Source organism: Halalkalibacter alkaliphilus (assembly GCF_023555415.1).
In the GTDB taxonomy this organism is placed as follows: Bacteria; Bacillota; Bacilli; order Bacillales; family Bacillaceae_D; genus Halalkalibacter; species Halalkalibacter alkaliphilus.
Genome location: NZ_JAKRYL010000011.1, coordinates 1 through 12,036 on the forward strand (window position 1 = coordinate 1; position 12,036 = coordinate 12,036).

Sequence of the window (12,036 nt, forward strand, 5' to 3'; positions counted from 1 at the left end):
TCTCCTAAAAGGCGCACGGCGCGCGGAGCCATCGCAAACTTATTCGCTCTCTCTATGAATAAGGGTGATTTTCCCTTTTTGAATATTCTCTTCTACTTCCTAGCTTCTAACTTCATTTGCTGTACAAACTCTTCTAATGAAGCAGATGCCGAATCTTGCTCACCATACTTTCTGATGTTCACAGCTTTTGCTTCCAGTTCCTTATCGCCTAATACGAGCATATATGGAATCTTTTGCATTTGTGCTTCACGGATCTTGTAGCCAAGCTTTTCATCACGCTCATCAATTTCCACTCGAACTCCTACTGCTTGGAGTTCTTCTTGTACTTTCTTCGCGTATTCAAGGTGCACATCATTAGAAACAGGAATAATTTGTGCTTGTATTGGAGCTAACCAAGTCGGGAATGCCCCTTTGTACTCTTCAAGTAAGAAAGCAACAAAGCGCTCCATTGTTGATACAACCCCACGGTGAACAACGACGGGACGATGTTGTTGCCCATCTTCTCCAACATAAGTTAAATCAAAACGTTCAGGCAATAAGAAGTCTAGCTGAACCGTTGACAATGTTTCTTCTTTTCCAAGTGCTGTTTTCACTTGAACGTCAAGCTTCGGACCATAGAATGCCGCTTCTCCCTCTGCTTCGAAGTACTCAATTCCTTCAAGCTCATTCATCGCATCCTTTAGCATGCTTTGTGCTTTATTCCACATCTCATCATCATCAAAATACTTTTCAGTATCTTCAGGGTCACGATAAGACAGGCGGAATTTATACTTTTCAATACCGAAGTCTTTGTAAACCTCTTGAATGAGTCGAACAACTCGTAAAAATTCATCTTTAATTTGATCAGGACGACAGAAGATGTGCGCATCATTTAACGTCATCCCACGAACACGTTGAAGCCCGGAAACGGCACCAGACATTTCATAACGATGCATCATACCAAGTTCAGCAATACGTAGTGGGAGTTGACGGTAACTTCTCATCTCCTGCTTGTACACCATCATGTGATGAGGGCAGTTCATAGGACGCAAGACAAACTCTTCATTATCGCGTTCCATAACAGGGAACATATCATCTTTGTAATGGTCCCAGTGTCCGGATGTTTTGTACAGCTCAGAGCTTCCTAAAATAGGTGTATAGACGTGCTGATAACCAAGGCGTTCTTCTTTATCCACGATGTAACGTTCAATGATTCGACGAACGGTTGCTCCTTTTGGCAGCCAAAGCGGCAGGCCTTGTCCTACTTTTTGCGATAAAGCAAAAATCCCTAGTTCCTTGCCGAGCTTACGATGATCACGCTCTTTTGCTTCTTCAAGTAAGCGGAGATGTTCTTTTAAATCTTCTTTGTTAAAGAACGCTGTGCCGTAAATACGCTGAAGCATTTTATTTTTGCTATCTCCACGCCAGTAGGCACCCGCTAAGCTTAATAACTTGAATTCTTTAATTTTATTCGTTGATGGGATATGCACTCCGCGACAAAGGTCATAAAATTCACCTTGCTCATAAATTGTAAGCATTTCCCCTTCAGGAATTGCTTCAATAAGCTCTAACTTGTACTCATCGTCAATTTCTTTATATTTTTGAATTGCTTCCTCACGTGATACTTCGATACGTTTTACTTCAAGGTTTTCTGAAATAATACGCTTCATTTCCTTTTCAATCTTCGGAAGGTCTTCAGGTGTTAGTGACTCTTCTGAATCGATATCATAATAGAACCCACCTTCAATAACCGGGCCTACACCTAACTTCACATCTTTGTATAGACGTTTGATCGCTTGAGCCATTACATGAGCTGTACTGTGACGAACGATTTCAAGTGCCTCTTCTGAATCAGGTGTCACGATGGCAATTTCCCCATCTTCCGTAATTGGTGTACGTAAATCAAGTAATGTATCATTCAATTTTCCGGCAATTGCCTTCTTTTTTAACCCTGGACTGATCGACGCTGCAATCTCTTCTGTCGTCGTTCCACTTGGAAACTCCTTGACTGCACCATCTGGAAACGTAATCTTAACATCGGCCATGCTTGTCCACTCCTTCTTAATCTAAAATAAAAAACACCCATCCCTCCATATAGAAGGGACGAGTGTAGTTCGTGGTTCCACCCTTGTTCGAGAAAGTTTTATTTTCAAAAGAAAACAAAATCAATCTCCTCAAGATACAAAATAACGGTTGTTACCGGCGCCAGATATTCCACTTTATGTGTTTCCCTGCCGCAGTTCAGAGGTGGTAAGAACGTTATTCTAGTTAGGAAGCTCTCAGCAAATGCTTCCCTCTCTGAAAACTGATACAACGCCTCATGTCCTCATCAAGACTCTTACATGTTTGACTGTGATATGTAGTATTATAGGGAGCCTTGTTTAGAAAATCAAGTGGCAAACAAAAAATGGCGCAGCCGCTCTATTTTATTTACGATGTTAACTCCATTCTTTATCATATGCTTTTAACGGATAAAGCTTCATACGTTCCTGAAAAATGGCTTGAATTGATAAAATCACTCCATGGTCAGGATCATCTGAGAAGACATGAACAAGTCTTGGCACCATGCTTACTAAAGGACTAATAACCATATCTTCTATATCTACCTCTTGTTCAAAAACGAGATCGTCCTGAAGATGGAACAGCAATTCTTCTCGTGTCATTCTACGAAAATGTTCATCATAGAACGTGAATGTTTCATCATGAACAATGTAAACCATCTCTAACTTCGGACGCTTGAACTGGACAAACTGTCGGAAGTCTTCAATCATATTTTGATATTCTTGCTCAAGCATATACTCATCAATAGCCATCTCCACACAATCAATTAAGATTTCTCCATAATCTCTTAAGCGAAATGTAAGAAATGGTTCATAATAAAAGGTTGTATCCTCTTCCAAATGATTAGAAAATGCTTGATAAATAAACTCCCTTCGATTAAAAAACGATTTCATCTGTGGAAGATCGTTGCGATCACCTTCTAGAATCGATCGAGCAATCGTAAGAATCTGTTCCTGTTCTTCCTCATCATGAAAGTAGAACATAGTTTCAATGATATCTAATAGCCACCCATCCTCCTTTGAACTAATAACATAATCGGTTAACACAGAAGCTAGCAGAGGATGAAACGAATCATAAAAATCGATATGTTTGTGTTCATAGTTGAGAATAATCGTATCTTCACCTTCTGCTCTCACAGCTCCACCTAAGCCGTACTCAGCGTACTTTTGGATATACGCTGTCAGCTGATTATACAGCTGCTTGCAATCATAGCTTTCTTCAAAATGGATTGCTATCAACGCTTACTCCCCCTTACATATAACGAACACCTCTATGTGAACATCATCTTTTTCGTCATTTCAGACAGGCTCTACTTCCATCCTATGTTGAGATGAGAAAAACATGATTACAAATTGTATTTTTCATTTGAAGGGGCTATTAAAACTCATAACTAAGCTAACTGGTATTCACCTATACAAAAAAAAGACCTGACACAATGGTCGGTCTTTATAGAAAAGCAATGTTAGAGAATAGATGGTTTTTAGTTTTGCATAATAAAATCTTTTGCTGCTGTTTCCTTATCATCAAACACACGTAAAATATTGTATTTCGTATCACGTTGTGCTGGAATTTTCCCAGCTTCGCGAATCAAACGTAGAATTTCATTTGTATTTACTTTATGAGTCGTACCTGCAGCAGAAACAACATTTTCTTCCATCATTGTACTCCCAAAATCATTACAACCGTATTGAAGTGACAACTTTCCTACCTCTGGTCCCATCGTTACCCAAGAAGACTGGAAGTTTGGAATGTTATCAAGAAAAAGTCTTGAAATCGCCACATTTTTTAAATAGTCGCGCGAGGTTAGTTTTTTCGTCTTATACATTCCTGTATTCTCCGGTTGAAATAACCACGAAATAAAGGCTGTAAAACATTCAGTTTCATCTTGCGCATCACGAATTCGTTGAAGATGCAAAGCACGCTCTTCAAAAGATTCACCAAACCCAATAACCATCGTAGCTGAGCCATGCATACCAACGCGCTTTGAAGCTTTCATCGCCTCAATCCATTGCTCCCACGTAATTTTCAAACGACTTACACGTAGACGGGTTTCCTCTGTTAAAATTTCAGCCCCACCACCCGGCATACTGTCAAGCCCAGCTTCGTGTAACTCACGTAAAACATCCTCAACTGATAAATCTGACACTTCAGCGATCTTCCAAATCTCTGCAGGTGAAAAAGAATGCATCCAAATAGCCGGATAACGCCGCTTAATCTCGCGTAATAGATTAGTATAATAACTAAGTGGCAAATCAGGATTCGTACCACCTTGCATAAGGATTTCTGTCCCATCAACATCTAGCGTTTCTTGTATTTTCTTGAAGATTTCTTCATCTTCAAGAACATACCCTTCTTTATGCCCTGGAGCACGATAAAACGCACAAAAACGACAATACGTATCACAGAAATTTGTATAGTTAACATTTCGTCCAATTACAAAAGTTGTCACTGGTTCTGGGTGCCATTTCAGCATAATTTGGTTGGCAGCCTCTCCCATTTTTTCGACTTCATCGCTCTCATATAGAGCAACCACATCGTCCATCGACAATCTTTCACCATTCACGGCACGTTCTAATATAGCATCAATGCTCATGTTGTACCTCCGAATCTCTCAATATAGGATACTGTTATCCTACCATAGTTACCTCCATGCGCAAAGTAAGGACTAAGCTATTGGAAGAAAGTTCATTATCTAGCACGACGATTCGCTCCTTCAACCCTTACAAATGTCGTATAGTGCTTAATTCTTTCCATAATTCGTTTCGCTTTTAATTCTTCAATTCCTCCGCGCTCAGAGTAGGCTAAATGCTCCTCAAGTTCATCGTAGTCATAATTCGAGGTGAATAATGTAGGTAAGTTTTCAAGCATTCGATGCTGCAAAATCGCCCCTAACACATCATCTCGAATCCATCCCGAGATTGTTTCTGCTCCAATATCATCAAGAATAAGGACTTGAGCTCTTTTCACCATATCTAGCTTCTCTTGGAACGTACCATCTCCAATTGATTGTTTCATTTCACGAAAGAAGTCTGGCGTGTAAACAATAAAGGATTCGATTTCCCTTTCCCGAAGTTCATTTGCTATAGCACCCATAAGGTGAGTTTTCCCTACACCAAAAGGTCCGTAAAAATAAAGACCTTGTCCATCTTCACCTGGCTTTGCATTAACAACAAACTCTAATGCTTTTCGACTCGCTTCTGCACGATCTCGATCAAGATCTAGTTCATCAAAAGTTGCAGTTAATATGTCTTTTGGAACATAAAGTGATTTCATTAGTTGACGCTGTTTCTTTGCACTTTCTGCTTGTTTCTTTAAAGAGCAAGAATGATACTCTAAGTCAATTGCTTTACGCGCAAAAATAATTTCTGGTTGATAGCCTTGCATCATATTAGGACAGGCTGCTAAACCAGGACAATTCTCACAGTTATAACGTTCATTTTTAAATTCATAAAGCTTAATTAAGCCTTGGTCAATAGCATCATCGGTAACCGGTATTTTATCCAGCGCACCTTTTACAAATGGATCTGCAAGTAATGATTTTCTAGCATTCTCTAATCTTTGTTCTAAGTTTTTGTCTTTCGTCCATTGTTTTAAAGCCGATTGAATAGATTCCATACCTTATTTCCCTCCTTTCTGTGCTTTGCTTTTCCTTAAATTCTCCAGCATTTGTTCAAAACTTTGTTCATCTTCGTTTTTTCGATTAGGGTTCTCATTTGCTTTTGACTCCGTAGTCGATTGTTCTTTCTTCTCTGCAACCAACCATTTAGGCAGTTTATCTCTCTTTTGCGGTTGTTTTCGTTGACCGCTTCGCTTCTTAGCTTGAGCTTGGGTCACTTTTTGAGTACTAGCCTCATTTGCTTTTCGTTGCTCTAATATGGCAAGCTGCATGGCTTCTTTTACGTTTTTCACTTTCTTTCTAGACCAATGACCGGCTACTTTATCAATTAGCGCTTTAGACAATTTCATATCATGGCTATATAACATGAAATCCAGTAGAACGTTTGCTACTCCAGGGAGCAACTGGTGATCGAGAATTAACGACTCAATAATTTTTACATCAGCAGCTGCTACTTTCCCACCGTGGGAACGAATTTCAAGGAGTTCCAATGGAGATGTCGTTTCATAAAATTTTATGGCTCGTTCTTCTTCTGTCTGTGGCTCTTTCCCTGCCATCGTTTGTTGATTCACCGGTTGCTTTTGCATACCTATTCCGGGTGGTTCATTACCATGTTCAACTTTGTACCATTCTTGTGCCTTTTTCCTTAGCTCCAGTAAGTCTAGTTTCTCATCATGAAGAAGAGCTTGCTGTACGATACTACTCATTTCAAGCGGTTCAATTTTATAAACGAAGGCTAGCCTACTAATCGTTTTTTTCACTTCACTAGTTAATATCTCTTCTGGAACAATAAAAGTTGATAAACTTTTCACCAGTAAATCAAAGTCGAATTGAGTAAACATCATTTCGTTTTGATCATTAATAGAGAGGAGTTCTTTTCCTTTTTCCATTTTTAATGCATTACCAGTCTCAGATTTAAGATTTGTGACCATTTCGGAGTGATGCAATGAGACAAATACTTCATCAAACGCATAAGTCATTTCCGTATATTGGTCGTGGTCAATCTTATCTAATGTAAAACGATCCCGAAGCGTACGATAATGCGATTTCCCAAGCCGATTAAAGAGATAGACGCTTAACACATCATTTTCAAAGAATTGTTTTGGCGTCATAGGAGGCTGCAACTCATATAAATACGTTGCCCCACCATCCTCATCCTTACGCTTATAGGTTTTTAAAAGACCAATTCCTTCAAGCTTCTTTCGTTCTTCGTATATAACCTCCAGTGAGACACCTAATAACATCATCAATTGTCTGTGGGTCAACTCATTGCTCCAATACTGATCCTTCTCTAATTGTGATAGCAATGTCAAGTATAGGCTATGAGCTATAGCTCCAGTTAGTGGTTGATATAGCAATGTTAGTGTAAGTCTGTCCATCTCTGTTATAAAATTGCTTGTCCGCACAGAAAACCGATCAACTGGCAATAATTCTTTCCAATGCCATGTCATTCTCTCACCCCCAAAAACATACAAAGAGTTCCTCACGTAAAAAGAGCTTGTAGCGATTACGCTTAAGCTCTATTATTCATTCTTATTCATTAACTCTGTTAGTTCCTTTATAAATACATTAATATCCTTAAATTGACGGTAAACCGAAGCAAATCGAACATAGGCAACATCATCAATATCTGCCAATCTTTCCATGACAAGCTCACCTACGTCATGACTGTTTACTTCATTTTTCCCAAAGCCCCTAAGTTCTCTTTCTACACCATTAACAATTTTTTCAAGAGTATCCAATGAAACAGGTCTCTTTTCACAAGCTCGTATTAATCCCCTTAAAATCTTCTCTCGGGAAAACTCTTGTCGTGTTCCATCTTTTTTTACGACAATTAGCGGAATTTCCTCGACCATTTCAAACGTCGTAAATCGATGGCTACATTCCTCACATTCTCTTCGACGACGAATGGACCGCCCTTCATGACTTGGCCTTGAATCAAGTACCCGAGTTCCATTGTGATGACAAGCAGGACATAGCATTTAATCATCTCCACTTTCCGTATCGTACTCAGTCGTTTGAGTTAAGTATCTTTATTTTATGATATAGAAAAAGTAGAAGTATGACAAGAACTCATATTACATAGGTATATCATAACATAAAGACACATACGAAAGTGAGCTACCAAAAAGAGGTTGACTTAAGGTAACATCTAAACCTAGTTTGTTAGCACAAACTGTTACAAGGGATTTAGATAGCTATATTTTTGAGTCAACCTCTTTATTTCGCTTATAGTGCTTGTATTTTTGATTTCTGAACTTTAATTGGTCCCATACCTCTTGGTACTTCGATTACTTCGCTTGACGTAGCACGTAATGATTCCGCGATGTAGTTTGCGGCCACATTTGGGTCAAGGTGCCCACAAGTATATACATCAACACTGGCATAACCATGCTCAGGAAAGCTGTGAATTGTTAAATGGGATTCAGAAATAATAACAACCCCGCTAACGCCCTGAGGAGCAAATTTATGAAAGGCTACCTCTCTTACTTCAGCACCTGATTTTAATGCAGCATCAACAAATAATTGTTCAATAAAACCAATATTATTCAACTTTTCTACGTTACATCCCCATAATTCTGCAATTACATGGCGCCCCATAGTTTCCATAAGTTGAATCCCCCTTTCACAATAAATTCATGCCTTCTATAAGCACGTAGGTATGTCAAGTACACGGGGGAAAGTTAATCCAAAGATGTCCGTCCTAATCCAATTTGTGAAAAAGCTTCTGAATGGCTGTAATTGAAGTTCACAAAAAACAGTTTTTTGTCAATTTGATTGCAACATTTCAAACTTTTTGATGCCTTATATTAAGGAAAATATTAATAATAAGCTTCTTTTCTTCCCTTGAACTGTAATGAACAACAATTATTTTATAGGATATCACAAAAGATAAGCACTATTCATTTCAATTTACTGCTAATCATTTAACTCAAAAAAGATACCTTATTCAGGTTATAACCCCCTCTTAAGGTACCTTTTTTGCCAACATTTACGAAGCTGAGTGAATTTGACTTGTTTGATTTAATTTTTGTGCAACAAGATTCATCAAGTCAACTACGCGACATGAATACCCCCACTCATTATCATACCAAGCAAGAACTTTTATTTGTCTGTCATTCATAACCATTGTTGATAAGCCATCAATAATAGATGATTGCTCATCCCCATTAAAGTCTACCGAAACGAGTGGGTCATTTGTATAACCTAATATTCCTTTTAATGAGTTTTTAGATGCTGTTTCAAGTACATGATTTACTTCTTCAACAGTTACATCCTTCTCTACATTTACAACTAAATCGACAAGTGAAACGTTTGGAGTAGGTACACGTAACGCCATTCCATTTAATTTTCCTTCTAGTTGAGGAAGAACCTTAGCGATTGCTTTTGCTGCCCCTGTCGATGTTGGGATTATTGATTGCCCGCACGCTCTCGCCCTTCTTAAATCTTTATGTGGATTGTCAATATTCTTTTGGTCATTTGTATACGCATGAACCGTTGTCATAAGCCCGCTTTCTATTCCAAACTCCTCATCAAGAACTTTAGCAACCGGAGCCAAGCAATTTGTCGTACATGACGCATTAGAAATAATATGGTGTTCTTCATTGATGTAATCGCGTTCATTTACACCCATCACAATGGTAATATCTTCATCTTTACCTGGGGCTGTGATTAACACTTTTTTCGCTCCAGCTTCTAAATGATAACCAGCAGTCTCTTGTGTTTTAAACTTTCCTGTTGCCTCAATAACAATATCAACTCCAAGCTGTGCCCATGGAAGATCTCTTGGATCACGTGATTGCAAAAGTTTTATTTCTTTTCCATCAACTACTAATGCATTCTCTTTTGCTTCTACTGATAAGTTATATTTGCCATGAATCGTGTCATACTTTATTAAATGAGCTAACGTTTCTGCAGGATAACTAGCATTTATTGCTACAACCTCTACTTTCTTCTCGTTCATTGCCTTTCTAAATACCATTCTCCCTATACGACCAAATCCATTTATCGCTACTTTCTTTTTCATTAGAATAACTCCTCCTTATAATAAGGTTATACTCTGCACTATTTTTCTCACAATTAGTATAACACATTAAATCTTTAAGGACATTATTAAATTCATAAAAAATAAAAAAAGGCTGACACAAAGGTCGTTCTTTGACCTTTGTGTCAGCCTCGTTCATGACACTGTCCATTCGTCTAAAATTTCTTCTAATTGCCGTCTTGTTTCTTCAACAGTAGAGGAGTTATCAATGATAGCATCTGCTCGTTCTCGCTTCTTTTGTAATGGCATTTGTGAAGCAATCCTAAGTTTAGCATCTTGTTCTCCAGCCATATCACGTTTCATCAATCTCTTTAACTGAGTCTCTTCATCTACATAGACAAGCAATACTTTATCCACTAAATGAAACAAATCGCTCTCAAATAAGAGTGGGATATCGAAGACAATGGTTTTTTCACCTTCCTCAACATACCTCTCCTTTAATTCACTCATACGCTTCCGTACAGCTGGATGAACAATTTGATTCAATATTTGACGTTCTTCTGGATGCTTAAATATTATTTCCCCGAGTTTCTTCCTAGCCAACGTACCGTCTTCATTTATAACACTTTGTCCAAAATGCTCCCTAATTAATTGTAGAGCCTCCGTTTTAGGCTCTACAACTTCACGAGAAATTTGATCTGCGTCAATGACAGGAATGCCTTTTGACTGTATGATCTCACTTACAGTAGACTTCCCGCTAGCAATCCCCCCAGTTAATCCGATTAACATTCGCCAACTCTCCTTCAAACTCGTTCGCTCCAAAAAATATTCTAGAGCGAACATCACAGTTGATATTAAACTCCTATAAGCTGAACACCCCAATTAGAATAAGTAAAAGACCAGGGATAAATGAGAATTTTTTCATCCAGGCAGAGTCAGAAAAACGATTGCCGCTTTTCATACCCAATGTAACAAATAAAGCACTCATTGTTGCTACAGCAATTGCCATCCAAACTGGTGAAAAACCAATTAAAGCAGCGCCTATTCCGGCACCAAATGCATCTAGTGAAAGAGCAATCCCGAGCAGCAATGCCTCTCTTCCCGTAATGGTCCCCGAATTGTCGAAGTCTGCTACCATTGGCTTACGTAAAATACGGATGACTACACCTAATACTTTAATTTCGAAATTAAGTATTACTTCGTCACCTTTTGTCTTCACTGTATTTGTAGCGGGTCTGTATACTTGGTACAATGCCCAAGCACCAATTAAAATTAAAATAGCTCCACCGATCGATTCAGCAACACGGGGGGACAAATACGTCTGTATCACTGTTCCAAAATACATGGCAATCAAAATGGAGGTTGCTGAACAACCCGCGATAAAAAGGAGTGACTTCCAAGGCAACTTCATTTTTCGGAGTCCATATGTTAAACCAACTCCAAAGCTATCAAGACTTACAGCCAGAGCAATAGCTAATAAGGAGAGAATCTCAACCATATTGATAAGCCCCTTCCATTTCAAACATACGATAGTATATGGCAAGAGCCTATCCAATGGTACTTTATTTTTGACAGTTTATGCAGAAGTGCGTCCCTCTACCACCAACGACTTTTTTCGTAATTTCTGCCCCGCATTGCACACATGGTTCACCTTTACGTCCATATACAGTGAGTTGTTGTTGAAACATTCCCATCTCACCTTGTCCATTTACATACGATTTAATTGAACTGCCTCCTAAATCAACAGCTTCCTGTAACGTAGTAATAATGGCATTATGCAAACGTGTTAGTTCAGTATTTGAAAGAGAAGAAGCCTGACGTTCAGGATGAATTCCCGCTTTAAACAAAGCCTCATCGACATAGATATTTCCAAGACCAACGACTGTTTTCTGGTCTAATAAAACGACTTTAATATTTCTCGTCGTGTTCTTAAAGGAACGTTCCATCAGCTCTATGGTAAATTCCGGAGAAAAAGGCTCAACTCCTAACTGAGACAGCGGCATTGTTTTCTCTTCCGTTCCTTTTTCAAAAATATGCATCGTCCCAAATTTACGTACATCTTGATAGCGCAACTGTGTACCATCTGTGAAAGAGAAAATTACGTGAGTATGCGGCGTTAGCATTACTTCTCTTTGAAAAAGACCATACCGCCCCTCCATACGTAGATGTGAAACCATCGTTATATCATCTAGCACAAACAACAAGAATTTCCCTCGTCGATTGACTTCATGGATCGTTTGCCCTATTAAGTGAAGCTTGAATTGTTCGACATCATCAGGTTTTTTTATTATATTTGCCCACAATACATCAACCGTTGCAATGGTTTTTCCAATGACCAATTGACGCAAGGTTCGACTTACCGTTTCTACCTCAGGTAATTCAGGCATACTCTGTT

General features: G+C 38.7%; 11 protein-coding genes and 1 other annotated feature. All 11 genes read right to left on the reverse strand.

Annotated elements, in window-relative coordinates; translation table 11 throughout:
* Positions 1–92: 92 nt before the first annotated feature.
* The 11 genes from thrS to mutM all read right to left on the reverse strand — a co-directional run bounded on the left by thrS (position 93) and on the right by mutM (position 12,028).
* The gene (gene thrS, locus MF646_RS11550) at positions 93–2,024 is read right to left on the reverse strand and encodes a threonine--tRNA ligase (protein ID WP_250096655.1); all 1,932 of its coding nucleotides are present in this window, start codon (positions 2,022–2,024) and stop codon (positions 93–95) included.
* Positions 2,025–2,075: 51 nt separating this feature from the next.
* Positions 2,076–2,321: a binding site (T-box leader), on the reverse strand.
* A gap of 96 nt (positions 2,322–2,417) precedes the next feature.
* Complete coding sequence (ytxC, locus tag MF646_RS11555; RefSeq protein WP_250096656.1) at positions 2,418–3,278, reverse strand: putative sporulation protein YtxC; 861 nt, start codon at positions 3,276–3,278, stop codon at positions 2,418–2,420.
* Positions 3,279–3,520: 242 nt separating this feature from the next.
* On the reverse strand, positions 3,521–4,633 hold the full coding sequence (mqnC, locus tag MF646_RS11560; RefSeq protein ID WP_250096657.1) for a cyclic dehypoxanthinyl futalosine synthase: 1,113 nt from the start codon (positions 4,631–4,633) through the stop codon (positions 3,521–3,523).
* Between the two features lie 95 nt (positions 4,634–4,728).
* On the reverse strand, positions 4,729–5,655 hold the full coding sequence (gene dnaI, locus MF646_RS11565; RefSeq protein WP_250096658.1) for a primosomal protein DnaI: 927 nt from the start codon (positions 5,653–5,655) through the stop codon (positions 4,729–4,731).
* 3 nt (positions 5,656–5,658) lie between these two features.
* Positions 5,659–7,107 carry a replication initiation and membrane attachment family protein gene (locus tag MF646_RS11570; RefSeq protein ID WP_250096659.1) on the reverse strand — a complete coding sequence of 483 codons (1,449 nt, stop codon included), beginning with the start codon at positions 7,105–7,107 and terminating at the stop codon, positions 5,659–5,661.
* Positions 7,108–7,179: 72 nt separating this feature from the next.
* The gene (nrdR, locus tag MF646_RS11575; RefSeq protein WP_250096660.1) at positions 7,180–7,638 is read right to left on the reverse strand and encodes a transcriptional regulator NrdR; all 459 of its coding nucleotides are present in this window, start codon (positions 7,636–7,638) and stop codon (positions 7,180–7,182) included.
* Positions 7,639–7,885: 247 nt separating this feature from the next.
* Positions 7,886–8,266 carry an adenosylmethionine decarboxylase gene (speD, locus tag MF646_RS11580; RefSeq protein WP_250096661.1) on the reverse strand — a complete coding sequence of 127 codons (381 nt, stop codon included), beginning with the start codon at positions 8,264–8,266 and terminating at the stop codon, positions 7,886–7,888.
* Between the two features lie 382 nt (positions 8,267–8,648).
* A complete protein-coding gene (locus MF646_RS11585; protein WP_250096662.1) occupies positions 8,649–9,683 on the reverse strand; it encodes a glyceraldehyde-3-phosphate dehydrogenase in 1,035 nt (344 codons plus the stop codon).
* Between the two features lie 153 nt (positions 9,684–9,836).
* Positions 9,837–10,430 carry a dephospho-CoA kinase gene (coaE, locus tag MF646_RS11590; protein WP_250096663.1) on the reverse strand — a complete coding sequence of 198 codons (594 nt, stop codon included), beginning with the start codon at positions 10,428–10,430 and terminating at the stop codon, positions 9,837–9,839.
* Positions 10,431–10,503: 73 nt separating this feature from the next.
* Complete coding sequence (gene ytaF / locus MF646_RS11595; RefSeq protein WP_250096664.1) at positions 10,504–11,139, reverse strand: sporulation membrane protein YtaF; 636 nt, start codon at positions 11,137–11,139, stop codon at positions 10,504–10,506.
* A 64-nt stretch (positions 11,140–11,203) separates the two neighbouring features.
* Positions 11,204–12,028 (reverse strand): DNA-formamidopyrimidine glycosylase, encoded by an 825-nt coding sequence (gene mutM / locus MF646_RS11600; protein WP_250096665.1) that lies wholly within the window; start codon positions 12,026–12,028, stop codon positions 11,204–11,206.
* Positions 12,029–12,036 lie beyond the last annotated feature (8 nt).